A 23,929-nucleotide genomic window follows, 5' to 3' on the forward strand; every position below is an offset into this window, starting at 1 on the left:
TCAAGACCACGGGCGGGGGCGTCAGGGCCACGTCAGCGGTCGGTACGGGGCCGCCGGGCGCCCGTAGCGTCGGAGACATGGGATACGGCGAGACGGTCGAGACGGCACGGTCGGGGGCTTCCCCGGTGTCGGCCGGGCACGCGCCCGCGGCCGGGCACGGGTACGGGCCCGCGGCCGGGTACGGGCACGGGCCCGGTTCGGCGTACGGACGCCCGCGCCCGCGCGGCGCCGCGCACGTATCAGCGCACGTATCCGCGTACGGGCGGCTGCCCGGTCAGGTGCGCGTCCATCGGCCCGCGACGGCGTACGACCACGGGTGGCGCGCCGGATTCCGGGTCGCCCTCGGGGTGGCGGGCGGCCTGCTCGCCGCGCTGACCGCGGCGGACTGGGCGCTGGGCACCCTCGACCCCGTGCGGGCCGCGTTCTGGACCGCGCTGGCCGCCGCCGTCTTCGGGGCCCTGTGTCCGCCCCTGGTCACGGCGGGTGACGGCTGGCTCCGGGTGCGGGGCGTGCTGCGCGGCCACCGCGTCCCTACCGACCGCCTGGTCCGTATCCACCTCTTCCCCGGCCGCACCCCCCGGCTCGTCCTCATCGACGCCGAGGGCGGGCGCGCCGCCTTCGACCCGCGCGTGCTCGCGGCCAACCCCGGCCTGTGGCGCCTGCTGGAGGCGGGCGGGCGGCGGTCGTACGGCAGGGGGCTGCTGGTCGCGGGGCTGCCGGTGCTGGACGGACTGGCGGCCGAGGCCGCAGGGGGCGCGGGGCGGGAGCCGGGACCGGAACCGGGCGCGGAATCGGGCGCGGAATCGGGGCGGGAGCCGGGTCCGAGGTCGGGCGGCGGGCCCGGCCGGTCGGGTCGCGGCTGATCCGGGGTGCGGACCCGGGGCAGGCGGGGCAGGCTGGTGTCATGGACACTCCGCCGATCACCGTGCACCCGCCGGGCCCCGGCGGCGGGCGGCGGGTCACCATCCGCGGCACCGACGTGGGCCGCGCCCACCGCATAGCCGACCTCGTCGAATTCCTCCGCCGCGCCGGTCTGGACGACATAGAGGTCGAGGAGACCGACCTGATCCAGTGGGTCGGCGGCGACGCGGACACCTGGTCGTAGCCGATACGAGGCCGTCGGCCGTACGGCCCACGGCGCACGTGTGGGTGCGGGTAGGTTCGGACCCGGCGTAACGCCCAACGGGGGCGTCGGCGACATCCTGGAGGACCGGGCCGGTGTCAGAGCGAGTCGAGCGCAATCAGTTAATCATTGACCAATTCCGCGCCAACGGAGGCCAGTTGGGCGGCGGAGGTCTCCCTCTGCTGCTCCTCACCACCACCGGCGCCCGTACCGGCCGCCGCCTCACCTCCCCGATGGCCTACGCCACGGACGGCCCGAACCTCGTCGTCTTCGCCGCCAACGGGGGCCGCCCCACTCACCCCAACTGGTTCTACAACCTCCGCGCCGACCCCGCCGCCCACGTCGAGGTCGGCACCGAGTCCTTCGACGTCACCGCCACCATCACCGAGGGCGCGGAGCGCGACCGGCTCTGGGCGCAGCAGTTGCGCGCGGCGCCGTTCTTCGCGGACTTCCAGCAGCGTGCGGGGCGCACGATTCCGGTCATCACGTTGAGCCGCTGATGTCGCTAGGGCGCTGAGTCGCTGAGCCGCTAGGCGCTGAGCCGTTGAGCCGCTGAGCCGTTGGCCCGCTGGATTTCGGGCCCGCGCCGCCGAGGCCCGACGTGCGTCCTTCGGGGTGTTCCGTGATCGCCGCCGCTGCGTGTCAGTTCCGGCGGTGGCTCGTTGACCAGGGCGTGGCCCCGCGAATATGCGGCGGGCATGGTCGGTGTCAGCGGCGGGACTCGGTCCCGGACCAAGGAGGAACGTGATGGGCGCAGAGGTGCGGGACATGGTCGGCGGCGTGGGCAAGCTGGGTGCGCGGGCCGCCGTGCTGGGCGCGGTCGCGGGAGCGGCGCTGCTCCCGGCCGGTGTCGCGCACGCGAGCGTCCTCGGGGTCGGCGACGCGGTGTTCGGCAACGCCTGCGTCAACCAGGACCACGGCGTACGGTCGGCGGGCGCGACGGTCGCGGGCAGCGGGGTGGGCGGCGGCAACCAGACCGGTCTGCCGCTCAGCCTGCCGCGCAACCACTGCGGCGGCAGCGGGATCGTCTGCACCGCCGTCTTCATGTCGTCCGTCTGACCCGGGCGGGAGCGGCGGAGCGGCGAGCGGCGGCCGGTCGGATGACGGCAACGGCGGGCACAACGGTGGTTACGGTGGCGGGCGTTGGTACGGGCGCGGGTACGTGCGCTGCGCCGGGTGTCGGTACGGGTGTGGCCGCGAGTGCCGCGCCCGGCGACCGGGCGGTGGCCGAACTGCTCGCCCTCAGCGGGCAGGCGCTGCCGTCGCTCCGCCGGTGGGCGGCCTCGGAACCGGACTGCGGCCTGGCCCGTGCGCTGCTCACCCTGGCGACCGGCGACGGTCTCGGCGACGCGGAGCTGAAGGCGGAGTTGGCCGTCGCGTACCGCGACGCGCAGGCGGCCGGCGAGCGCCAGGCGAGCGTGGTGTACGGCGTGTTCCTCTTCACGCACCGGCAGTACGCGCTCACCGCGGACCACCTGGTGGCGCACTTCGCCCGGTGGCCGGCCGACGAGGTCGCCGGGCTCATGCTCGGCGCCTTCGCCGCGGACGCGGACCCGGCCGGTCGCGCGCGGGGCGAAGCCCTCGTCGAGGAACAGGCCGCCCTCGCGGGCCCCGCCAACTGGCCCTGGACGAGCTGGCTGGCCGCCGCCCGCGCCGAGCAGGGGCGGGTACGCGACGCCCACCGGCTCGCGGTACGCGCCCTGGAAATCTGCCCGCGCTCGGGCGTCGCCGCCCACGCCCTCGCCCACGCCGAGCACGAGTTGGGCACCGGGCTGGCGGGCACGGAATTCCTCGACGCGTGGCTCGCGGCGGACCCGCGCGCGGTGCAGTCGCGCCATCTCACCTGGCACGCCGCGCTCCACTCCATCGCCTGCGGCGACTTCGCCGACGCCCGTCGCCGCGCGGACGCGGCCCTGTCCAGGTCCGACGTCGGCATGCGGGCCGCGACCAACTGGCGCCTGCTGCTGGCCGGACAGGAACCGGCCGGGCGCAACGACCCCGCGCACGTACGGGAGTTGCTGGCCGGACCGGGCGGCATGGCGGAGGTCTTCCACACCTTCAACCTCGCCCTCGCCCTGGCCGTGGAGGCCGCGACCGACGACCTGCACGCCCTGGCCCGCCGCGCCGCCGCCGACCCGCGCACGGAGTTCCGCGACGTACTGGCCCCGGTGGTACGGGCGTTGGCGGAGATCACCGCGGGCCGCCCCCGGGCGGCGGCCGACCTCCTCACCGACCTGGGCGAGGCGGCGGACCGGATCGGCGGGGTGCGCGTGGAGCGCGAGATCATCCACGACACCCTCGCCCGCGCCCTCGCGGACGCCGGAGAACCCGCCCGCGCCGCCGCCCTGCTCCACGACCGCGTCACGGCCCGCCGCCACCACGTATACGAAGACCTTCTCCTTACGCCGGGCGGCCCGGTCGTCTCCGATGACCCGGCGGCCGACCGCCGACCGCCACATACTCCGGCGTGACCGCCACACCGCCGACCGCGTACCCCCGCGCCGTCCGTGGCCGTCCCGTCCGCCCCCGCGGCCGACCGCCCTTCGCCCTGCGCGTCCCCGTGCCCCGCACGCCTGGCCGTGTCCCGGTGGCCTTACGCGTGCGTGCGCGCCACGCCCAGGGTGGCTCCGACCGGGCGGCCGCACCAGCCGCGCGGGTGCGGGCGCGGGCGCGCCACGTACGTCGGCGGGACCCGCGTACGGGTGGCCCGTCGCGGGTGGCGACCCACCGTTTGGCCGCGCACCCGCGTGCACCACGCGCCACTTACGTCGGTGCGGCCGACATACCGGTCGGCCACACGCGCGTGGTCACGTACCCGCGACCGGGCCCCGTGGCCGTGAGCGCCACGCGCCCACGTACCCCCGCCGTGCCGTTCATCGCCGGGTATCAAGCCCGGCCCGCCCCGACTTCTTCGGAGAGTTACATGTCCGCTGCCCACTTGATCGTCGTGTCTTTGCCGGGCAGTGGGACGCCGGTGGTGGCCGGGATCACCGGCGCGCTCGGGTATGCCTCGCTCGGCACGATGAGCGGAGATCAGTCGGCCGGGCCGCGGCAGCCCGGTCCTGGCGAGGTGTATTCGCTGCTCACGGCCGCCTACGGTCCCGAGAGGGCCGCCCGCCTGCTGAACCCGAATCCGAGTCCGAACCCGAATGTGGAGCCCGCTTTTCACGAGGCGGTCAGCGCCCTGTGGCGGGTGTGGTGGACGCGCCTGGGCCAGCCGGTCACGCACGGCTCACCCGTGGACCCCGGCGCCGAAGCCCGGCTGGCCCGGCTGCCCGCCGCCGAACTGCTCGATCTGCTGCCGGGCAGGGGCTGTTGGTACGTCACCGGCCTGGACCTGCGCCGGGCCGACGCCGACCTTCTGCGCGTCTGGCACTCCGGCGGACGGCCGCCGATCGTCTTCCACCACCGCGACATCCGCGACCGGATCATCAGCCAGATCCGCGCCCTCACCCGGCCCGAGGGTCAGGTGGGCTCCCTGCCGGAACACCTCGTCTACCGCGACATCCTCACCGCCCTGCCGACGCTGGACGCCCGCATCACCCTCGCGCTGACCGACCCCGGCTTCCCCGGCATGCACGAGGCCCGCCGGAGCCAGTGGCTCCTCCGCCACCCGGCGGTCTGCGTGATCACCGACGAGGAACTCGCGGGCCCCGCGCGCGAAGAGGCACTCGCCCGCCTCCTGCGCGCGACGGGCCACACGTCCCTCCCGGCCACCGCACTCCCCCCGCCGGCCGCCCCCGGCGACGTACCGCCGGACACCGGCCGCGCGCTCTTCACCCCCGCCCACGACCGGCTCCTCCGCCTCCACCACGGCGACCTCCTGCCTCCCCTGGACGCGGCCACGTCCACGAGGTGAAGGCCGCCGTGCGCTCGGGCACCGTCCCCCGATTCCGCGCCGAATCCGCGCGGATTCCGCGCCGGAGGCGTCAGGTGCCGTTGACCAGGCGGATGTAGCGGACCCAGTCCCAGTTGGGTCCGGGGTCGGTGTGGTCGGTGCCGGGGACCTGGACGTGGCCGATGATGTGGTCGCGGTCCTTGGGGATGCCGTACTTGTCGCAGATCTCGGCGGTGAGGGCGGCCGAGGAGTGGTACATCGCGGTGGTGAAGTAGGCGGGCTGATCGACCCAGCCCTCGTGCTCGATGCCGATGCTGCGGGTGTTGTAGTCCCAGTTGCCCGCGTGCCAGGCGACATCGCGCTCGCGGACGCACTGGGCGATGGCGCCGTCGCCCGAGCGGACGACGTAGTGGGCCGCCGCCGCGTGGGAGGGGTCCTGGAAGAGGCTGATGGTGTCGGTGAAGGACTCCTGGGTGACGTGGATCACCACGAGGTTGATCGGGTAGGTCGAAGTGCGGTTGGACGCCGTGTAGTTGCCGGAACTGGCCGGGGTCCAGGAGGCCGACGGGTAGTCCACGGTGGCGGCCGACGCGCGGCCGGTCCCGGACGTCAGGTCCGCCGTGACGCCGACGGTGACGGCGGCCCCGAAGGCGAGGGTGCCGCGCAGCAGCGAGCGCCGGGTGGGCGTCTCCGCCGCGAGCGGGGCCCCGGCGGGGGTGCCGGGTATGCGCCCGGGTGAGCCGGTGGGTTCGGCGCCGGAGACGACCCCGGACGGGACCGGGACCCCGGACACGACCCCGGACGTACCCGAGGACGTAACCCCGAGCGTGCCCCCGGACGTACCCGTGGACGTAACTCCGGTCGTGCCCGTGGCGTCGACTTCGCGCCCAACCTGGCCGGATTCACCGGCCGGGCTCAACGGGCGTGACGGCGCGGGTACTTGGGGGTCGCTGGGGCGTGCCATGAAAAGCTCCCTTGGGCGTCATGGAGAGGACGAGTGCATGACAGAAGTACGGGGCCTGCTCATGGTGGGGTCCGGGTGCGTGACCTGCCAAGCGATTCGCGAATTGGCAGAGGTCCACACCGGTGGCGAGACCGCAGCGGCCCCGTCGCCGCCGTTGCTTGGCTGCCGGACCCCGGCCGTCGGTCGACGCCGTACACGGCCGTGCACACGGTATCGGCGCCGCGCCCTGACCGTACGTAATCGAACCGTCCCCCTGTGCATAACAACTGACACACACTCACATCACTACCCGGCCACATTCGGTGCCGGGTTTACCCGTATCACGCACTCCGTGACCGTTTGGTTCCCGACGTCAACTCTTTGATTCGGCTTGGAAAACGACCCCGGCTCTATTAACGTTCGATAACGCAGCGCGGTTGTCACCACCGCCACAGAGGCGGCACCGCGCGCTTGCCGAATCCCGTCCGCGGGAACCGGGGACCCGCCCTCCTGCTCGCCACACCCTGGCGTACGGGAGGGGTCCAATGGGGTGAATCGGGCAGCATCCAGGCCCGTAGGAGACCTTCCTGCTCCGAACCCGTCAGCTAACCCGGTAGGCGACAAGGAAGGAAAGGAGTGCGCCCGCGTGGCGTCCAACCAGCCTGCCTACGCTCCCGCCCCGGCGGCCCCAGCGGCCGATCCCCCCGGCGAGTGGGACGACTGGAATTCTCCAGGGGATTCCGCCGCCTCTGCCGAAGCCACTGCTTCTGCCTCTGTCTCTGCCTGTGTCTCTGCCCCTGCCGAAGCCGCCGCGTACGTCGCGGCCCAGGGCGACGCCGGTGCCGCGGGCGCGCAGGGCGGATACGGCGCGTACGGTGTTCAGGGCGCGAACCGTCACCGGCTTCCGCGCCAGCGCTCCGTCGGCTCCGTGGCCCGTGGCTCGACCGTCCTCGGCGTCGCCGCGATGGCCGCCGTAGGGGCCGGGGGGGTGGCCGTCGCGGCCGACGCCGTACCCGCGCCCATAGCGGTCCCGGACCTGCCGGAAATTCCCGACTCCCTTGACCTGCCCCCGAGTTCGACCGGGGTCTCGCCCGCCGGTTCCCCCGGCGTCTCGGCGCTGCCCACGGCCGGTGACTTCTTCGGCGCGGCGGTACGGGACGTGTCGGCCCCCGACACCGCCGTGAGCACGGCCGCCGTGAGCACGGCCGCCGATACGGCCACGGACCTGGCTCCGGCCCCCGACTTGGCTCCGGCTACGGACTTGGTTCCGGCCACGGACTTGGCGCCGGTTTCGACCACGGCTCCGACCACCGTCGTGGCCGCCTCCTCCGTCGACGTCGCGCCGTCCGCCGCCCCCGTGCCCACCGACCCCGGTGAGGCCCTGCGCGCCCGCATCATCGACGAGGCCACGCGGCAGCGGGACGCCGCCGCGCGGGCCGAGCGCGAGGCGGCCGAGAAGGCGGCGGCCCAGCAGGCAGCCCGCGAGGCCGCCGCGCAGAAGGTACGCGAGCAGGCCGCCGCCGCGAAGGCCGCGGCGGAAGCACAGGCCAAGGCCGATGCCGAGGCCGCCGCCAAGGCCGAGTCCGAGCGCCTGGCCCACCTCGCGGTCTCGTACCTCAAGCCGCTCGCCTCGTACACGCTCACCGACAGCTTCGGCGAGGCCAGTTCCCTGTGGGCCAACACCCACTCCGGCCAGGACTTCGCCGCTCCCACCGGCACCCCGGTGCACGCCATCCACACCGGTACGGTCACCTCGGCCGGGTGGGCGGGCTCGTACGGCTACCGCGTGATCCTCACCCTCGATGACGGCACCGAGCTGTGGTACTGCCACCTCTCCACCATGGTCGTCACCTCCGGCGAGGTCATCACCGGCGACACCATCGGGCGCGTCGGCGCCACCGGCAACGTCACCAGCCCCCACCTCCACCTGGAGGTCCGCCCCGCCGCCGGGGCCGCCCCCATCGACCCGGCCGTCTGGCTCCGCGCCCACGACATCGCCGTCTGAACCATCTGGGACGGTCCCGCTCCACCCGGGACCGCTCCTCCGGTTAACCCCGACGGCCCTGGCGCTCCCCCCCCGACGCCAGGGCCGTTGGCATGCGGCCGGTTCGGTCAGCCCTTCCAGTCCAGCGTCGCCGACAGCACGGCGATACCCGTCTCGCCCTCGTCGAACTGGCGCAGGACATCAGCCAGCCTGGCGGCGGCTTCGGTGTGCTCGATGACGAGCAACGGCTGCGCGCCGTCGTCCTGGACCGCCGGCACGAAGTCGGTGACGATCTCGCCCCGCAGCAGCACCAGACGGTCGGCGTCGAGCGGATCGCGGGCCAGCCCGGCGAGGTGCGTCCGCAACTCGTCCGTCTCGCCCAGATCGGCGTCCAGCACCGCGCGGTGCGACAGCACCGTCACGGCCAACCGCTCGCCGATCCGCTCATAACGCGCCGAGAGGTCGTCCGGCAGCAGATAGAAGACGCCTTCCTCGCCCTCGTGCCCCCGGTTCAGCAGCAGACGGATCATCCGCTCCGCCGGGTCGGGCGAGTCCAGACCGAGGTCCAGAATCACTTCCACGCCGTCCGGATCCACCGACGGGATCGCGCCGATCCATATCCGCGCCGACCCGGAACCGGCGGCCCCGCCGCCGCTCGTGACATCGTCGTCGTCCATGCGCGGCATTCAAACACGCGGCTCTCAGCCGCGCGGGCCCGTCACGGCCGGGGCGTGGTCTCAGGGGTGGCGGCGATGTCGCCGTCGGCCCGCGACCGCCCTGGGCGCGTCGCCCGCGTCGGCGTCCGCGTTCAAGCGCGCCGCCTCAGCCGCGTCGGCCTGTCACGGCCCAGGACGCGGCGGCCACGCCACCCGCGACGGTGAAGACGGCGGGCCAGGCGCCGAGCTTGCGGGCGAGAGGGTGCGAACCCGCGAAAGCCGCCACGTAGACGGTGGTCAGCGTCGTGGCGACCGCCGGTCCCGAGCGCGCGTGCCACTCGCGGGCCGCGAGCGTGCCCGCCGCCGCGAGGGCCACGCCCCCAAGGGCCCGCTTCCGCGTCCACCGGGCCACCCCGTAGCCGCCGATCAGCCCGCCCGCCGCCACCACACTCGCCGGAACCCCAGCCATCCCGTCCTCCTCCTCACGCACCAACCCCGAAGCCTTGTCTCCGAGGCTAACCGCCCCTCGTCCGCCCCCTCCGCGAGGGGGTCCGCGACCAGAGGCGGCGAGTCGCCCTGTCCGGTGTTTGGGGACGGGAGCCGAGGCTGGCGGTGTGCCGGAAGCCATGATTGAGGACGGAGGCCGGGGTTGGCGGTGTGCCAGAGGCCATGATTCAGCCCGTCCGGCGTTTGAGGACTAGCCCCAGCGGCAATGAGCGCCCACCCGTCGACCACGCCCCGCCGTCCGGCACCCGAGGGCGGATAGGGGACGGTTCCCCGGGCGAGACCCCCGCCGCCCCTACCCTCGGGGAATGACCGACGCCGACCTCCGTACGGAGGGCCGTACCGAGGGCCGCCCGGAGGGCCGTACGCCCCGCGACTGGGCCGTGGACGCGGCCGCGCTCTGCTTCGCCGTACTGGTCGGCATGGTGGTGTACGGCGTCGCGGCGCAGCACGAGGACCGGCCGGTGTGGATCCAGGCGGTCGACCTGCCGCTCGGCGCGCTCGCGTGCGTGTCGCTGTGGTGGCGCAGGCGGTACCCGATGGCCGTGGCGCTGCTGGCCGTACCCGCGTTGGCGCTGTCCAACAGCGTGTTCGGCGCCGGGATGGTGATCACGGCGAGCCTGGCGCTGTACGAGCCGCTGCGCCGTTCGCTGCCGGTGCTCGGACTGTTCGTGGCCGCGTCGGTGCCGGACGCGCTGCTGCTGTCGGACCCGCACGGCACCGACTGGACGGCGGCGGCCTTCTCGGTGGCGTACTACCTCGTCTCCTTCGCCTCGGGCAGCGCCCTGCGCAGCCGACGCCAACTCCTCGTCCGGCTGCGGGAGGACGCGGTACGCGAGCGCGCCGACCACGCGCGGCGGCTCGCCGACACCCGCCGCGCCGAACGGACCGCCATCGCACGGGAGATGCACGATGTGCTGGCGCACCGCATCTCGCTGCTGTCCGTGCACGCGGGCGCGTTGGCGTACCGGACGAGGAGCGCCGGCGGCCCCGCTCTGGACGCCGCAGAGATCGAGGAGAGCGCCCGCGTCATCCGGGACAACGCCCATCAGGCGCTGGAGGAGTTGCGGGAAGTGCTGCTCGTGCTGCGGACGGAGGACGAGGGCACGGCCGCGCCGCAGCCACGGCTCGCGGACGTGGCCGTACTGGTGGGCGAGGCGCGGGCGGCCGGCCAGGACGTGCAGTTCCACGACGACGTGGACGCCGCGCTCGCGTCCGACCTGCGCCCGCAGGTCCAGCGCACCGCCTACCGCGCGGTGCAGGAGGCGCTGACCAACGCCCGTAAGCACGCGGCCGGTTCACCCGTGACCGTACGGCTGAGCGGCGCGCCCGGCGCGGACCTCACCGTCGAGGTGACCAACCCGCAGGCGTACGAGGCGACTTCGGGGCCGCCGCGCCCGATCCCCGGTTTCGGCACCGGTCTTGTGGGCCTCGGCGAGCGCGTCGCCCTGGACGGCGGGACCCTCGAACACGGCCGCGCCGACGGCGTGTTCACCGTACGGGTACGGCTACCGTGGCCCGCGACATCAGCGCGTGATCCACGGCGGCGGGGGAAGGGCGACGCGTGAGGGGCGACGGCATGATCCGGGTACTTCTGGTCGATGACGACCCGCTGGTGCGCGCCGGGCTGAAGATGATGCTGCGCGGCGCCGACGGCATCGAGGTCGTCGGCGAGGTGGGGGACGGCGCGGCCGTACCCGGGGCCGTACGGCAGCACGGTCCCGACGTCGTCCTCATGGATATCCGCATGCCGGTCATGGACGGCATCACCGCCACCCGCGCCCTCACCGGGCGCGACTCCGCGCCCCAGGTCATCGTGCTGACCACCTTCGGCGCCGAGGACACCGTCCTGGAGGCGGTACGCGCGGGCGCGGCGGGCTATCTGCTCAAGCACACCGAGCCGGAGGAGATCGTCGAGGCCGTACGCCGGGCGGCTCGCGGCGAACCCGTCCTGTCGCCGTCCGCCGCCCGTGCCCTCATCGCCCACGCGGCTACCGGGTCCTCTTCCCGCGCCGACGCCGCCCGGCAGCGGCTCGCCGACCTCTCCGAGCGCGAGCGCGACGTCGCCCGCGCCGTCGCCGAAGGGCTCTCCAACACCGAGATCGGCGCGCGGCTGCATGTGTCGGTCGGGACGGTCAAGGCGCATCTGTCCAGCGCGCTGGGGAAGGCCGGGGTCGAGAACCGGATTCAGCTCGCGTTGCTGGCGCATGACGCGGGGGAGGAGTGAGGGGGCGGTGCTCGCGGCGGTCCCGTCCCGTAGTGCCTCCGGCGGGGATGCGGGCCGGTGGGTGTACGGGGCCGGTCGGTGTACGCCTCCGGGCGGTCGGCCGACGGGGCCGGTCGGTGGGTTGACGGGTCTGGCCGGTCGGACGGCGGGTCTGGCCGGTCGGCCGAGGCCGTGAACGGGGCGGGTGCCTAGCGTCGGAGGTATGCCTTCCGATGACGCAGTACGGACGTCTTTGCCGCGGGCCGCCGCTTCCGCCCCGGACCCGGGGGCCGAGGCCGGCCGGGGGACCGTATCCGACCCTGGGGCCGACTCCCGGCCGGGGACCGTATCCGACCCCCGGACCGTATCCGCGTACCGGCCGCCGGCCGACCCGCGCCCGGCCGACCCGCGCCCGCACGACCGGCACCCACACGACCGGCGCCCGTATCACCGTCTCCGGCTCGCGGTGGCCCTCTTCTTCCTCTCTCCCCTGATCGGGGAGTTCCTGCTCGGCAACCAGCCGGTCACCGCGCTGCCGTCCGTCCTGATCCTCGCGCCGATGTACGGCGGCGGCACCGTACTGATCCGCGAGTGCGCGCGGCGCCTCGGCCGGGGCTGGCCGACGATGATCGTGCTCGCGGCGGCGTACGCCCTGGTCGAGGAGGGGCCGATCGACCAGATGCTGTGGAATCCGCACTACGGCGGGTTCGACATGGCGGGCGCGTACGCGGGGACGTACGTGCCGTTCCTCGGGACGAGCGTCGGGATGATCGAGGACGTGCTGTCGATCCACACGGTCTGGAGCGTGTGCGTGCCGATCGCGGTCGTGGAGACCTTCGCGTGGGGTGGCGGGCGCGCGGGACGGGAGATCCGGCCGTGGCTGGGCAACATCGGCCTGCCGCTGGTCGCCGCGGCCTTCGTCGCCGACTCGCTCTTCCTCGCCGTCGCGCAGCAGCACAGCGAGCACTTCATGGCCTCGCCCGCGCGGCTCATCGGCTGCGGCGCCGTCATTCTCTTACTGATCGCGCTGGCCTTCACGCTCCCCGCCCGCCCGGCGACCCGCCCGACGGCCCGTACGCCCCGCCCCTGGCTCGTCGGCGCCGCGGCCTTCGCCGCCACGTCCCTCTACTGGGCGCGCGGCGGCCTGTTCCCCTCCGGCGTCCCCGACTGGACCGACCCTGCGCTGTGGCTGCTGGCCGTCGCCGCCTTCGTACGCCTCGCGCTCCGCTGGTCCCGCAGCCCGGCGTGGTCCGCCGCCCACCGCTTCGCGCTCGCCGCGGGCGCCGTCCTCACCTACGCCTGGGTCGGCTTCACGCAGTCCCCGACCCTCGACGTCCCCCTGTCCCTCGCCCTGACGGGAAGCGCCGTCTTCGCCCTCGCCGCCCTCGTCCTCCTGGCCGCCGCCGCCCGCGCCCTCACGCGTCGCGCAACTCCCGGTCGCCACGCCCCCAGAAACGCCGGTACACCCGCCGGGCCAGCAGCGGACCGAGAATCCACAGCACCCACGCGTGCGTCGTCGCGAAGAACACCGGAATGGACAGACCGAACCCGACGATGACCCCGTACGACCCCTCGTTCCCGTCCACCCCGGCGCCCGTCCCCGTGGGGTTCAGTGTCTTCAGGTAATACGTCAGGGCGAGCAGCGTGACATTCGCCAGCACCTGCAACAGCGCGTAGAAGCCCCACCGCAGCGCATGCGTGGCGACGGTGTCGTGCCCCTCCTCGATCAGCATCTTCGTCGCGAACGGATTCAGGATGATCATCATCAGCCACACCATGTTGATCTTCCGCAGCCGCGTATCGACCCGCAGCGCCGTCCTGAACACCCTGTGGTGCTCGCCCCACGCCATCGCGATCACCACGAAACTGATCAAAAACGCCAGGTAGTGCCCGTCATTCGCCCGCACCGAGTGCCAGAACTCCGACACATCGTGCCCCTCCGGCACCGGCAACTCCAACGCGAGCAAGGTGATGGCGATCGCCACCACCGCGTCCGAAAACAAAATCAGCCGCTCCGCCGCCCGCGTCTCATGCCCTTGCTCGTTCTCCGAAATATCCGTCTCCCCACACACCGCGACGCCCCAAAGACCCCGCACTCACCACTAAAACCGCCCCAGTAGACCACCCCACCCCACCTCCCACAGTGCGATGCCGCACCTACGCAAGGAGGGGTCAGTTCGTCAGAAGTGCGCGGAGAGCCGTCGGGGTCCGCCACGGCTCCTCGGGGCTTGCACTGCGGTGGCACATGCGGTGGCAGTTCGAGCAGAGCAGGGCGAGGTCGTCGAGCGACGTGGTGGTCTCCCCGGAAACGTGGAGAGGGAGCGTGTGATGCACCTCGATGTAGCCGTCGCCAAGGCTGCCGTATGTCTCAGCGAAGCTGAAGTCGCACGCTTCGCAGCGCAGGCTGCCGCCGGCTGCGAGCACGGACTTGATCTTCCTGGCCCGGAGCTTCGGATCCCGCTCCCTCGCGTGGTGGAGCCGAGCGAGCAGTCGGCCTTCCGGAGCGGCTTCGTCGTCTGGATCCGGTGGCTCGGCAGGGAGCTGAAACGGACCGTTGACGGCTACGTTCCGAATCCGCTCGGCGGCGGCCAGCATCTCCTCGGGCCGGGCGATGAAGGCGGCCACGACTTCCTTGTCCAGGCGTCCGCCCCGGGTCGGCGGGCCCTGGTAGGACGGGTGAGCCGTGGCCAAGTCCGTCGTCTTGCGGCTGACGCTTCCCGTGGAGCGGAACTTGACGCTGCGGGTCTCGACCGGGTGGAGGGGGAGCACTTGCAGCAGGTCGGACAAGTCCATTACCTGGAGGTCGTTCTCGCGAAGTTCCTTCCAGCCGTTCTGCACGACGAGGGCGCATGCGAGGAGGAGTTCATCCCGCTGCCAAGAAGGGTTCCGCATGCGCCTTATCGTAGGACTGCTCGCTGTGGCGTGACGGATGCCCGAAGACTGCCGTCCGCTGCGCGACACTTGAGCGGATTGTCAGTGGGGTCTGCCACCCTCTGTGACAGTGAGATGCAAGACGCTCACACGGCGCGACTGGGATGAGGGTGCATGACGAGCATTGAGCCACAGTTCACCTCGGTGGAGATCTGCGCCGGAGCAGGCGGCCAGGCGGTGGGCCTGCACCGGGCGGGGTTCAAGCACCTTGCCCTGATCGAGATCGACCCGAATGCCTGCCAGACGCTCAAGGACAACGTCGAGGGCAATCCGAAGTGGGACGGCTGCAAGGTCATCGAGGCCGATCTCACGAAGTTTGACCCACGCCGGCTGAAGCTCAAGCCGGGAGTGCTTGACCTGTTGGCGGGCGGCGTCCCGTGCCCGCCGTTCTCGGCGGCAGGCAAGCAACTGGGCCACGAGGATGAGCGTGACCTCTTTCCTACGATGCTTGACCTGATCGGCTTCCTGCAGCCGAAGGCCGTGATGATTGAAAACGTCCGGGCACTGCTGGAACCGCCCGAGAAGTTCCGTAAGTACCGCGAAGACGTCATCGAGCACCGCCTCAAAGAGGCTGGATACACGATCTGCTACTGGAAAGTGCTGGAAGCACGGGACTACGGGGTTCCGCAGCTTCGGCCGCGGGCGATTCTCGTAGCGATGAAGCCGGAGTATGCGAAGCACTTCGCCTGGACTGAACCGGAGCACACCAAGCTGCTCACGGTTGCCAAAGCCTTGGCGAAGTCCATGCGTGAGCGCTACCAGGCCAGCGGGCAGGACCCTCGCTGGAAGGGTCTTTACACCGCCCGCTGGGAGACCGCCTACAAGAAGTGGCTCAAGGCCGCGAAGACCGGCACCGTGGCGCCCACGCTGGTGGGCGGATCAAAGAAGCACGGCGGAGCGGATCTCGGCCCCAGCCGGGCGAAGGAAGCCTGGCGGAAGCTCGGTGTGTGCGGGCTGGGCGTCGCGAACGATCCGTCGGACCTTCAGGATCCGGAGCGGGACCTCTACGCGGAGCGCGGTCCCAAGCTGACCGTGCTGCAGGCAGCGACCATCCAGGGATTCCCCGAGGACTGGAAATTCTCCGGCCGGAAGACGGCGGCATACCGCCAGGTGGGGAACGCCTTCCCGCCGCCTGTCGCCGAAGCCGTCGGCAAACAGATCGTCGCCGCCTTGGCCGCGGGGAAGCGTGAGAAGGACGCGCAGATCGAGAAGGACTCCGCTCTCTTTGAAGTCTCCGCCCCGTCAGCTCCTGCTCGCACGCATCTTGTCAACCGTGGCGGCGATCGTGAGCGCGCAGGCGTCCGGTGACTCGTGCTCCCAAAAGCGCAGCGCCGTCCAGCCGGCTTCAGCGAGCCGTTCGTTCGTATCCCGGTCCCGCGCCATGTTCCTGGCGACCTTCTCTGACCAGTAGCCCGAATTGGTCTTCGGCGACACATAGTGCTCCGGGCAGCCGTGCCAGTAGCAGCCGTCGATGAAGACGGCGACCTTTGCCGGCCGGAACACCAGATCCGCCGTCCGGCGAAGGTCGGGCAGGGGGCGCGCTGAGACGCGATAGCGCAGCCCCCGCGCATGCACCAGGCGCCGTATCAGCCACTCCGGCCCCGTATCCCGGCTCCGGATAGCCTGCATGTTCCGTCGGCGGCTCTCAGAAGAGGCCCAGGAACCCGGCGGTGGGGACCAGTCGTCCGTCAACCTGCTCTCCCCCCTTGAGGCACGTACGCCCCGGACGCACAGTTCGGCCTTCAGCCGTCCAGAGGCACCCAACGGTACCGAGCCTACGGGTGGGCTGGCCGAAGACATTGCGCTGGCAGTCAGCCCGTTCACTTGGTGTGGGTAGGGAGCAGCGGAGCCGCCTGGGGCGGTTCGCCCGGCAGGGCGCAGGCCCAGCGGCGTTCACTGAGAACGACGGTGGGCCGGAGGGTCTCCGCCGGTCCGACCTCAACGACACGAACGCTGACGAACTCGCCTTCGCGGGGTACCGGTATGCCCAGTTGCTCGGCGATCCGCCTGTGGCTCTCGTAGTCGCCGATGATGAGGATGCCGTCCTTGCGCAGCGCGCTCCGCGAACCCCCATTGCCGCGGACCCGCTTCATGTAGTCCTTCTGCTGCGCTACCGTCCGCACGACGTTCCGTCCGATCCGGCGCTTCTGGACTCTGCGGAAGAGTTCGTTCAAGCGCGCCTGCCCAGATGAGGATGCGAACACTGCTTTCCGGTCGGTCGGATCCATGTGGAGCAGCACATTCTCCGGGAGTTCCGCATCGCGCCATAGCCACGTGATCTTTTCCCGTTGTTTGGAGTTGACCGTCTGCTTGAGGTCCCGGTTGTTGCCCTGGTTCAGCAACTCCGCCCTGATGCGCACCAGGCCGGCGCTCCACCGGCTCTTGTAGTCATCAGCCCAGACGAGCAGGCACAGATGGCCAATTGCCTCCGGCGGAATCATCCAGCCGCCGAAGGTCTGGGAATACTTGCAGTCCACGTCGACGCCCGCGATTTTGTAGTCCATGGCGTCACCGTCAGCAAACCGGAACTCCCGCTGGAGATTGATCTCTACGACCGTGCCCGCATGCGTCTTCTCCGTTTTGAAGAGCGTCTTCCAGTCGTAACGGCCTGTGCTCTCCCCGTCGAGGAGTTGGTCGATGGTGTTCCGGAGCACTGTTGCGAACCGGAAGCCCGAGGGATCCGCCGCCCGGAGCGCTTCCACGACGGCCGCAAGCTCGGGGTCGTCCTGGTCGGCAGACGCGATGTTCGTGGCAGCCGAGTGGTCGAGGGGGAGCAAACGTATACCTCCTTCAGCCTGAGCGGCTTGCGAACGGCCGGGGCCGACGGGGACGTTGCCGTCGCCGAAGGCGCAGTCGTGCTGGGCGCGCTAACGGGGCCGTCAGCCTACCGATGCTCCGGGCCCGTGCGGGTAAGGGCGGGAGACGGCGACGGGCAGCGGCAGGTTGGCGCCTTGGGGAGCACGGTGGAGTTGTCGCCCGTACCCCGCTCGACGATCACCACAGCCGTCCCCGACGGCGCGGGGTGGACCACGAGGTGCGTGGTGTCGACGCACGCGGCGGCCAGGTCGGCGCGCAGGAACTCACCGGCGTTCGTCGTCCCGCGTCCCGCACAGCAGGGCGGCTACGGTGTTCGACGCCTTGCGGGCCGAGTCGCTGGAGCCAGGCTCTTGCGCAGGCTCGCGCGGAGATTATCGGTGCTTGCCGGGTCCGGGGGCGCCCCACGTGCCGGGTGCCTGCGCGTGCCATGCGCCGGGCGCACCCCACTGGCCGGGCGCCTGGCCGTCCCACGGCCGGGGACCCCACATAGGGGCCTGGCGCGGATGCGGGAAGGGCGCCGCCCAGGCGGCGGGCGGGAGGTGGGGCGTCGCGGCCTGGGCGAGCGGGATTCGCACCAGGGACTTGCGCTGCCAGAGGTGATGGAGGAGTTCGGCTTCGCGCGCGGTGAAGTCAGGCGCGGGCATGCCGCGGGTGGCCGCCGCGCGCAGGAAGGCGAGGTGCGTGGCGAAGGCGGTGTAGTCGCGTACCGCGCGCGCCCCGCTCTCGCCGTAGTAGCGGCGCGCGGTGTCGCGGGCCTGGCTGCGGGCCTTCATCGAGGCCAGGGCGGTCGGCTCGGGCAGCGTCAGCCAGCCGGCGGCGGCGTAGACGGGGAGGTTGGTGCGGATGGTGCGCAACTCGCGGGCGCGGGCCCAGAAGGCGAGCCAGACGACGAGGCCGAAGACCGGGATCATGACGGCCACGTAAATGGTCAGGAAGCCGACGGGCGAGAGCATCGAGGAGCTGTTCCACAGGCCGTGCAGCACCATCGCGAGCAGCCAGCCGCCGAGCGGCGCGAGCCAGCGCCACACACTGCGCGGGCGGCTGGTGGCGGCGATGGCGAAACCGATGCCGGTCATCGCCGTGAAGAGCGGGTGCGCGAAGGGCGTCATCAGGACGCGGACGAAGAAGGTCGCGGCGGTCGCCGAGTCGAGTACGGAGGAGCCGAGCGCCTTGTCCTCGCCGAAGGCCGAGCCGATGTACAGGATGTTCTCGGTGAAGGCGAAGCCGGTCGCGGCCAGCCCCGCCAGCACGATGCCGTCCACGACGGACTCGATGTGACGGCGCCGGAAGAGGAAGAGCAGCAGGAGCGCGGCGCCCTTCGCCGTCTCCTCCACCAGCGGCGCGACGAAAGTCGCACCCCAGTGGTCGGTCTGCGTCGGAGTCGCGGAGAAGGTCGTGGCGATCAGCTTGGCGCCGTACTCGTTGGCGAACAGCGCGACGAGGGTCGCCGCGCACGCGCCCCAGGAGAAGGCGAAGACCACGTTCTGCCAGGGGCTCGGTGCCACGTGGTCGAGCCACAGGAACGCCCAGACCAGCAACGGCACCGGCAGGACGGCCAGCACCAGGCCGACCAGGAAGCTCTCGGTGCCTATGTGCTGGCGCACGACCGCGAGGATGATCACACCGCAGACGGCCAACGCCGTGAACAGCGCGCCCGTACGGACCGCCCGGCTCTCCCAGAACGGACGGCGGGGCGCGTACTGCCAGGTCTCGGGAGCGGGCGCGGGCGCGAATCCGGGCGGCGGCCCGGCGGTCCCGGACTGCGGTCCCGGCGCGGCGGACCCGGGCGGCGACCCCGACGCGGGCAGGGCAGCGGCCTCCTGAGGACCCGCGGCCCCGGCAGCCGGGTGCGAAAACGTGGACACCCGTCGACAGTACGGGGGCCGGGCGGCCGTACGCGAGGGTGCGTCGGCATCGGTTCGCGCAGGTGACCGCCGCTGCCCGGCCCGAACGGGCGGGTCAGGGGCGGTTCCGGCGGCGGCTCAGGGACCGGGCCAGGGACGAGACCAGGGGCGGGCCAGGAGACGGTTCCCGGAGCGCGCGCCGGTCGCGTACGCCGGACGTCCCCGCGCCCGTACGCGCCCCGCGCCCGTACGCGCCCCGTGCCCGTACGCCGGTCGCGCCCCGCGCCCGTACGCACGCCGCGCCCCACGCGCCTACGCAGGACGCCCCCCGCCGCCTCCCTCAGATACGGGTGAACAGCAGGTCGCGTACGACGTGCCCCTTCGCCAGCCCCTGCCGCTCGAACTTCGTCATCGGCCGGAAGTCCGGCCGGGGGGCGAAACCTTCCGCCGGGTACCGGTTCGCCAGCCCCGGCTCCGCCGCCAGCACCTCCAGCATCTGCTCGGCGTACGGCTCCCAGTCCGTCGCGCAGTGCACGACCGCGCCGGGCCGCAGCAGCGGCAGCACCATGGCCAGGAAGTCCGGCTGGATCAGCCGCCGCTTGTGGTGCTTGGCCTTCGGCCAGGGGTCGGGGAAGTAGACGCGCAGGCCCGCGAGCGAGGCGGGCGGCAGCATGTCCCGCAGCAGGACGACGGCGTCGCCGTTGGCCACGCGGACGTTCGTCAGGCTGAGGCGGTCGGCGAGCGCCAGCAGATTCCCCTGGCCGGGGGTGTGCACATCGACGGCCAGGATGCCGGTCGCCGGGTCCGCCGCCGCCATCGCGGCGGTGGCGTCCCCCATCCCGAAGCCGATCTCCAGCACCACGGGCGGCTCGGGGTCGCCGAAGAGCGCGCCCGGATCCAGCGGCGCGCCGTCCAGCTCCACCCCCCACGCCTCCCAGTGCCGCTCGATCGCCGCGGCCTGCGCCTGCGTGATCCGCCCCCGCCGGGCATGGAACGACCTGATCCGGTGCTCCTCCCGCGACCCCGCCGGATCGGGCGCGGGCCCGCTGGGAAAGCGCTGCTGCCTGCCGACGCCGGAGACGGCCTTTCCGGCAACGGCTTCCGTGACGGATACGGCGTCGGCTTCCGTGACGGATGCGGCGTCGGCTTCCGTGTCGGCTTCCGCGACGGAGACGGCTACGGCTAGGGCTACGGCATCGGTCTCGCGTACGGCGGGCGCGCTCGTACGCGTGGCGGGGGGAGTGGGTGACGTGGACACAATGCCGTCGATTCTACGGGGCGCCCGCGGCCCCCCGGCGCGGCTGCCAGCGGCGTACGGGCTCACGTACCGGTGCGCGGACGCGCCGCGTAAGGCCAGGTCCGGGGCCGTACGGCGGCCGGGGGCGCAGGCGCGAACCGTGAAACGCCGTCCGCGGGGCTACGCGGCGCGCAGGGCCTCCAGGGCCCGGCGGGCGACCTCGCGGCCGATCGGGAGCGAGGCGGTGGCGGCGGGGGAGGGGGCGTTGAGGACGTGGACGAAGGGGGCGGTCCCGGCGAAGAGGAAGTCGTCGACGAGGGTCCCGTCGGGGAGTACGGCCTGGGCGCGGACTCCGGCGGGGGCCGGGACGAGGTCGCCGGGGCGCAGCGCGGGCAGCAGGCGGCGGGCGTCGGCGGTGAAGGCGCGCTTGGACAGCGAGCGGTGGATCTCGCCCGCCTCCTGGCGCCAGTGGCGGCGGGCGATCCGCCAGGTGCCGGGGAAGCGGGCGGTCGCGGCGAGGTCGCGCAGTCCCACGGTGCCGCGCCGGTAGCCCTCGCGGGCGAGCGCGGGCACCGCGTTCGGACCGAGGTGGACGCCGCCGTGCACATCGCGGGTCAGGTGGACGCCGAGGAAGGGGAAGTCCGGGTCGGGCACCGGGTAGACAAGACCGCGCACCAGCCCGCGGCGGACCGGGATCAGCTCGTAGAACTCGCCGCGGAAGGGCACGATCCGCATGCCCGGGTCGTCCCCGGCCAGCTCCGCGATCCGGTCGCTGTGCAGCCCCGCGCAGTTGACCAGCACTTTCGTACGGATCTCGGGGCGCGGGCGGCCCTCGGCGTCGCTGCTGCGGACGGCGACCAGGCCGTCGGCGCGGCGCTCGATCGTACGGACCCGCTCGCCGTAGCGGACCCGGCAGCCCGCGTCCCCGGCCAGCCGGGCCAGGGTGGCGGCGACCTCGCGGAAGTCGCAGATGCCGGTGGTGGCGACGTGGATGGCGGCCAGCCCCGCGACCTTCGGCTCGTACTCGGCGATCTGGGCCGGGCCCAACTCCCTTACCGGGATGCCGTGTTCGCGGCCCCGCTGGACCAAGGCGTGCAGCCGCGGGAGTTCGGCCTGGGCGGTGGCGACGATGAGCTTGCCGGTGGTCTCGTGCGGGATGCCGTGCTCGGCGCAGAATTTGCCGATCTCGGCCGAACCCGCCAGCGCGTACTGGGCTTTGAGGGAGCCGGGGCGGTAGTAGATGCCGCTGTGGATCACTCCGCTGTTGCGGCCGGTCTGGTGGCGCGCGGGGCCCGGTTCCTTCTCCAGCACGGTGACGCGGATGCCGGGGGAGGCGCGGGTGAGCGCGTAGGCGGTGGAGAGGCCGATGATGCCCGCGCCCACGACAAGGACATCCTCCGGGCGGGAGGCGGGTGCGGTGCTGCGGGTCATGACGCCTCCTGCCTGTGGGGCCCTCATAGCCCGGCGGCCCGCTCCTCAAACGCCGTACCGGCCGGAAACCGCCGGACGGCCCGGAATTCGCTGCTGGCACACCCGCGCTTCTGGGCACACCTGTCCTGCTGGCGCATCCGCGCTGCCGGTACGCCCGTGCTGTCGGCCTTCCCGCGCTTCTGGCGCGGCCACGCTGCCCGCCCGCCCGCGCCGCCGGTCCGCCCGCCCGCGCCGCCGGTCCGCCCGCCCGCGCCTGCCGTCCCGCCCGGCTGAATCGTTTACGCCGGAGCCGCGAGCAAGGGCCTGGCCCGCTCCCGCAGCTCCAGCACCCGCGGCTCGTCGTTGTACGGCTCCAGGCGGTGCAGCAGGTCGCGGACGTACTCCGTGGTGCGGGCCGAGGAGATGCGCCCCGCGACCTCGACGGCCTTGGTGCCCGCGGCGCACGCGGCGTCCAGGTTCCCGGACTCCAGTTCGGCGACGGCGGAGACGACCAGGCGCAGGCCGTGGGAGCGGACGAACTCCTCGGTGGGGCGGGCGAGGGCCTGCTCGGTGAAGCGCTGCACCTGGCGCGGGACGCGCAGGTCGCGGTAGCACTCGGCGGCGTCGGCGGCGAGCCGGTCGTAGGAGTAGAAGCCGAGCCACTGCGGGTCGGCGTCGCCCTCGCGGGAGCGCTCGAGTAACGCCTCCGCGGCGGCCAGCGAGGCCCCGCAGGCGGCGGCCTCGCCCGCCTTGGCGTGCGCGCGGGCCTCCACGAGGTGGAAGAAGCTCATCGTGCGGGCGGTCGCCAGACCGCGGTTGCGCTCCAGAGCGGCCTGGGCGAGGTCGACGCCCTCGTCGGAGAAGTTGCGGTACGTGGCCTGGAGCGACATCGAGGCGAGCACGTAACCGCCGAGCGGTACGTCGGCGGCGGCGCGGGCCATCCGCAGCGCCTGGATGTAATACCGCTGGGCGGCCTCCTGTTGGCCGGTGTCGAAGGCCATCCACCCGGCGAGGCGGGTGAGTTCGGCGGTCGCGCCGAACAGCGCGCGGCCCACGTCGTCGCTGTAGGAACCGAGCAGCAGGGGCGCCGCCTCGACCCGCAGGCACTCCGGGACCATGCCCGAACGCCAGTCGCCGCCACCGTACTTGGAGTCCCAGCGGCGGGCGTCCTCGGCGGCTTCGCGGAGCTTGGTCACGTCGTTGTGACCGACGTGGTTCATGCCCGGCGCGGGCGCGTCGCGGGCCACGGTGGCGTCCGCGGGGGTGATCAACCAGCGCGACGCGGGGGTCACGTAAGCGCTCACTGCGAAAGATCCGGCCAAGCTCTGCCAGATGCCGGTGCCGCCGGGTCCGCGCCGTCCGGCGAGATCCAACCGCCACAGATCGGTGGCCGATTTCACCGCCTCGCCGACATCGCGCGGGAAGGCGAGACCGACCTCGGGCGCCGGGTCCGCGTCGGCCAGACCGATCTCGTGCAGCGGCACGGGACGGCCGAGCTTGGCGCCTATCGCCGCCGCGATCAGATGCGGCGCGGCGCCCTGCGGGACCATGCCCTTGGCCACCCACCGGGCGACCGACGTCTTGTCATAACGCAGGGTCAGGCCGCGTTGGGCGCCCAAGTCGTTGACCCTGCGGGCCAGTCCGGCGTTGCTGATGCCCGCCAGAGCGAGAAGGGTGCCGAGCTTCTCGTTCGGCCCGCGGTGTTCTCTGTTCACTGCGGTTCACCTCGTGATGCCGCTGGGGGGCAGGCCGGCCGGCCTGGTCTTGTCGTGGGGTACGGGGGTCACCCTCCCCTGGAGCCCGATTCAGCCACCGCGGTGACCGCTCGGCGGCCGGTGCGGCGCATGCGCCGGACACCCGAGCCGCGCGTACGTGTGCGAACCGGGTACACCCAGCGTAGTTCGCCGCATCCCGACCGTTAAGAGTCTCGTCCCGGATGGCGAGATTCCTGCCCCTTACTCGCCACCTCATTGGACCGTGCTCCCGGTATATGTGGCCGTGCGCCCGGCCGTGCGCTCTGTGCCGTCCGGGACGGCGGCGCTTGCATAGGGTCCGTGGGTCGGCCCGCGGCCCCGGCAGGCGGCTATGGCGGTGGTACGGCGGGCCAGGGGGTTCCGTTGCCACAATCCCCGCGGGCGGCGGACCGGCCCGGGAGGTGCGTCAGCGCCCTCCCGGGCCGTGGACCTCCCCTTGCGCCGAAGCCTCTCCGCGACGGCGCGCCCGCGCCCGGCCCCGCCCGCGCCGCCCGGCGTCCGCGGGAGGTGCTCCACCAGCGGTCCACACCTGCTCCACACCTTCTCCACGGCCCTCACCACTGTCTCCTTCACCACATTCACCGCCCCCGCCCGCGCCGGAACGTGCCCTTAATGTCCCGCATGCCGACCTCGAACGGTCCTCAACCGGTCCCTGGTCGCGTACGTGGCTTTCCGGCATATC

22 protein-coding genes, 1 pseudogene and 1 riboswitch are annotated in these 23,929 nt (G+C 72.7%); of the genes and pseudogenes, 12 read left to right on the top strand and 11 right to left on the bottom strand.

Annotated elements, in window-relative coordinates; translation table 11 throughout:
• Positions 1-77: 77 nt before the first annotated feature.
• The 6 genes from ACIP4Z_RS19585 to ACIP4Z_RS19610 all read left to right on the top strand — a co-directional run bounded on the left by ACIP4Z_RS19585 (position 78) and on the right by ACIP4Z_RS19610 (position 4,982).
• The gene (locus tag ACIP4Z_RS19585; RefSeq protein WP_401309598.1) at positions 78-863 is read left to right on the top strand and encodes a hypothetical protein; all 786 of its coding nucleotides are present in this window, start codon (positions 78-80) and stop codon (positions 861-863) included.
• A 41-nt stretch (positions 864-904) separates the two neighbouring features.
• Positions 905-1,105 (top strand): hypothetical protein, encoded by a 201-nt coding sequence (locus ACIP4Z_RS19590; protein ID WP_355336247.1) that lies wholly within the window; start codon positions 905-907, stop codon positions 1,103-1,105.
• Between the two features lie 113 nt (positions 1,106-1,218).
• A complete protein-coding gene (locus tag ACIP4Z_RS19595; protein WP_401309601.1) occupies positions 1,219-1,623 on the top strand; it encodes a nitroreductase/quinone reductase family protein in 405 nt (134 codons plus the stop codon).
• A 247-nt stretch (positions 1,624-1,870) separates the two neighbouring features.
• The gene (locus ACIP4Z_RS19600) at positions 1,871-2,182 is read left to right on the top strand and encodes a hypothetical protein (RefSeq protein ID WP_355336251.1); all 312 of its coding nucleotides are present in this window, start codon (positions 1,871-1,873) and stop codon (positions 2,180-2,182) included.
• A 131-nt stretch (positions 2,183-2,313) separates the two neighbouring features.
• On the top strand, positions 2,314-3,594 hold the full coding sequence (locus tag ACIP4Z_RS19605; RefSeq protein ID WP_401309605.1) for a hypothetical protein: 1,281 nt from the start codon (positions 2,314-2,316) through the stop codon (positions 3,592-3,594).
• A 452-nt stretch (positions 3,595-4,046) separates the two neighbouring features.
• Positions 4,047-4,982, top strand: coding sequence for a hypothetical protein (locus tag ACIP4Z_RS19610; RefSeq protein WP_401309608.1), 936 nt, complete (start codon positions 4,047-4,049; stop codon positions 4,980-4,982).
• Between the two features lie 70 nt (positions 4,983-5,052).
• On the opposite strand, the gene ACIP4Z_RS19615 is transcribed toward ACIP4Z_RS19610, so the two are convergent.
• Positions 5,053-5,688: an N-acetylmuramoyl-L-alanine amidase gene (locus tag ACIP4Z_RS19615; protein ID WP_401310119.1), complete on the bottom strand. Its 636-nt coding sequence runs from the start codon at positions 5,686-5,688 to the stop codon at positions 5,053-5,055.
• A gap of 678 nt (positions 5,689-6,366) precedes the next feature.
• Positions 6,367-6,539, top strand: a riboswitch (cyclic di-AMP (ydaO/yuaA leader).
• Positions 6,540-6,832: 293 nt separating this feature from the next.
• Between ACIP4Z_RS19615 and ACIP4Z_RS19620 the strand changes: the two genes are divergently transcribed.
• Complete coding sequence (locus ACIP4Z_RS19620; protein ID WP_401309610.1) at positions 6,833-7,909, top strand: peptidoglycan DD-metalloendopeptidase family protein; 1,077 nt, start codon at positions 6,833-6,835, stop codon at positions 7,907-7,909.
• Between the two features lie 107 nt (positions 7,910-8,016).
• Here ACIP4Z_RS19620 and ACIP4Z_RS19625 read toward each other — a convergent pair whose 3' ends face one another.
• Entirely contained in the window at positions 8,017-8,565 is a 549-nt protein-coding gene (locus ACIP4Z_RS19625; RefSeq protein WP_401309612.1) for a hypothetical protein, read from the bottom strand.
• Positions 8,566-8,710: 145 nt separating this feature from the next.
• On the bottom strand, positions 8,711-9,013 hold the full coding sequence (locus ACIP4Z_RS19630; protein ID WP_355336261.1) for a hypothetical protein: 303 nt from the start codon (positions 9,011-9,013) through the stop codon (positions 8,711-8,713).
• Between the two features lie 343 nt (positions 9,014-9,356).
• Between ACIP4Z_RS19630 and ACIP4Z_RS19635 the strand changes: the two genes are divergently transcribed.
• The 3 genes from ACIP4Z_RS19635 (at position 9,357) to ACIP4Z_RS19645 (ending at position 12,812) form a co-directional block, all read left to right on the top strand.
• Entirely contained in the window at positions 9,357-10,616 is a 1,260-nt protein-coding gene (locus ACIP4Z_RS19635) for a sensor histidine kinase (RefSeq protein ID WP_401309616.1), read from the top strand.
• Positions 10,617-10,627: 11 nt separating this feature from the next.
• Positions 10,628-11,275 carry a response regulator gene (locus tag ACIP4Z_RS19640; protein WP_401309618.1) on the top strand — a complete coding sequence of 216 codons (648 nt, stop codon included), beginning with the start codon at positions 10,628-10,630 and terminating at the stop codon, positions 11,273-11,275.
• A gap of 445 nt (positions 11,276-11,720) precedes the next feature.
• The gene (locus ACIP4Z_RS19645) at positions 11,721-12,812 is read left to right on the top strand and encodes a hypothetical protein (RefSeq protein ID WP_401309621.1); all 1,092 of its coding nucleotides are present in this window, start codon (positions 11,721-11,723) and stop codon (positions 12,810-12,812) included.
• 199 nt (positions 12,813-13,011) lie between these two features.
• Here the strand turns inward: ACIP4Z_RS19645 and ACIP4Z_RS19650 are convergent.
• A pseudogene (locus tag ACIP4Z_RS19650) lies at positions 13,012-13,350 on the bottom strand (TMEM175 family protein); the annotation flags it as partial.
• A gap of 76 nt (positions 13,351-13,426) precedes the next feature.
• Positions 13,427-14,146 carry an HNH endonuclease gene (locus ACIP4Z_RS19655; protein WP_401309624.1) on the bottom strand — a complete coding sequence of 240 codons (720 nt, stop codon included), beginning with the start codon at positions 14,144-14,146 and terminating at the stop codon, positions 13,427-13,429.
• A 153-nt stretch (positions 14,147-14,299) separates the two neighbouring features.
• On the opposite strand from ACIP4Z_RS19655, the gene ACIP4Z_RS19660 reads away from it, so the two are divergent.
• Positions 14,300-15,493, top strand: coding sequence for a DNA cytosine methyltransferase (locus ACIP4Z_RS19660; protein WP_401309627.1), 1,194 nt, complete (start codon positions 14,300-14,302; stop codon positions 15,491-15,493).
• On the opposite strand, the gene ACIP4Z_RS19665 is transcribed toward ACIP4Z_RS19660, so the two are convergent.
• The 3 genes from ACIP4Z_RS19665 to ACIP4Z_RS19675 all read right to left on the bottom strand — a co-directional run bounded on the left by ACIP4Z_RS19665 (position 15,428) and on the right by ACIP4Z_RS19675 (position 18,606).
• The gene (locus ACIP4Z_RS19665) at positions 15,428-15,877 is read right to left on the bottom strand and encodes a very short patch repair endonuclease (RefSeq protein WP_355336271.1); all 450 of its coding nucleotides are present in this window, start codon (positions 15,875-15,877) and stop codon (positions 15,428-15,430) included. The genes ACIP4Z_RS19660 and ACIP4Z_RS19665 overlap by 66 nt on opposite strands.
• 128 nt (positions 15,878-16,005) lie before the next feature.
• On the bottom strand, positions 16,006-16,962 hold the full coding sequence (locus ACIP4Z_RS19670; protein ID WP_401309630.1) for a NaeI family type II restriction endonuclease: 957 nt from the start codon (positions 16,960-16,962) through the stop codon (positions 16,006-16,008).
• Positions 16,963-17,373: 411 nt separating this feature from the next.
• The gene (locus ACIP4Z_RS19675) at positions 17,374-18,606 is read right to left on the bottom strand and encodes a PrsW family intramembrane metalloprotease (RefSeq protein ID WP_401309633.1); all 1,233 of its coding nucleotides are present in this window, start codon (positions 18,604-18,606) and stop codon (positions 17,374-17,376) included.
• A 10-nt stretch (positions 18,607-18,616) separates the two neighbouring features.
• On the opposite strand from ACIP4Z_RS19675, the gene ACIP4Z_RS19680 reads away from it, so the two are divergent.
• Positions 18,617-18,826 carry a hypothetical protein gene (locus ACIP4Z_RS19680; protein WP_401309636.1) on the top strand — a complete coding sequence of 70 codons (210 nt, stop codon included), beginning with the start codon at positions 18,617-18,619 and terminating at the stop codon, positions 18,824-18,826.
• A gap of 360 nt (positions 18,827-19,186) precedes the next feature.
• Here the strand turns inward: ACIP4Z_RS19680 and trmB are convergent, their stop codons facing one another.
• From trmB to ACIP4Z_RS19695, 3 genes are all read right to left on the bottom strand, one after another.
• Entirely contained in the window at positions 19,187-20,104 is a 918-nt protein-coding gene (gene trmB, locus ACIP4Z_RS19685; protein ID WP_401309639.1) for a tRNA (guanosine(46)-N7)-methyltransferase TrmB, read from the bottom strand.
• Positions 20,105-20,263: 159 nt separating this feature from the next.
• Positions 20,264-21,514 (bottom strand): L-2-hydroxyglutarate oxidase, encoded by a 1,251-nt coding sequence (lhgO, locus tag ACIP4Z_RS19690; RefSeq protein WP_355336277.1) that lies wholly within the window; start codon positions 21,512-21,514, stop codon positions 20,264-20,266.
• 278 nt (positions 21,515-21,792) lie between these two features.
• On the bottom strand, positions 21,793-23,208 hold the full coding sequence (locus ACIP4Z_RS19695; RefSeq protein WP_188283634.1) for an MFS transporter: 1,416 nt from the start codon (positions 23,206-23,208) through the stop codon (positions 21,793-21,795).
• Positions 23,209-23,929 lie beyond the last annotated feature (721 nt).

It is taken from the genome of Streptomyces sp. NPDC088910 (assembly GCF_044749865.1).
GTDB lineage: Bacteria > Actinomycetota > Actinomycetes > Streptomycetales > Streptomycetaceae > Actinacidiphila.

Bases quoted from the DNA above. Each gene is read 5' to 3' on its own strand.
- ACIP4Z_RS19585 (WP_401309598.1), top strand. From the start codon at position 78: ATGGGATACGGCGAGACGGTCGAGACGGCACGGTCGGGGGCTTCCCCG.
- ACIP4Z_RS19590 (WP_355336247.1), top strand. From the start codon at position 905: ATGGACACTCCGCCGATCACCGTGCACCCGCCGGGCCCCGGCGGCGGG.
- ACIP4Z_RS19600 (WP_355336251.1), top strand. From the start codon at position 1,871: ATGGGCGCAGAGGTGCGGGACATGGTCGGCGGCGTGGGCAAGCTGGGT.
- ACIP4Z_RS19610 (WP_401309608.1), top strand. From the start codon at position 4,047: ATGTCCGCTGCCCACTTGATCGTCGTGTCTTTGCCGGGCAGTGGGACG.
- ACIP4Z_RS19625 (WP_401309612.1), bottom strand. From the start codon at position 8,565: ATGGACGACGACGATGTCACGAGCGGCGGCGGGGCCGCCGGTTCCGGG.
- ACIP4Z_RS19630 (WP_355336261.1), bottom strand. From the start codon at position 9,013: ATGGCTGGGGTTCCGGCGAGTGTGGTGGCGGCGGGCGGGCTGATCGGC.
- ACIP4Z_RS19635 (WP_401309616.1), top strand. From the start codon at position 9,357: ATGACCGACGCCGACCTCCGTACGGAGGGCCGTACCGAGGGCCGCCCG.
- ACIP4Z_RS19640 (WP_401309618.1), top strand. From the start codon at position 10,628: ATGATCCGGGTACTTCTGGTCGATGACGACCCGCTGGTGCGCGCCGGG.
- ACIP4Z_RS19655 (WP_401309624.1), bottom strand. From the start codon at position 14,146: ATGCGGAACCCTTCTTGGCAGCGGGATGAACTCCTCCTCGCATGCGCC.
- ACIP4Z_RS19660 (WP_401309627.1), top strand. From the start codon at position 14,300: ATGACGAGCATTGAGCCACAGTTCACCTCGGTGGAGATCTGCGCCGGA.
- ACIP4Z_RS19680 (WP_401309636.1), top strand. From the start codon at position 18,617: ATGATCACACCGCAGACGGCCAACGCCGTGAACAGCGCGCCCGTACGG.
- lhgO (WP_355336277.1), bottom strand. From the start codon at position 21,514: ATGACCCGCAGCACCGCACCCGCCTCCCGCCCGGAGGATGTCCTTGTC.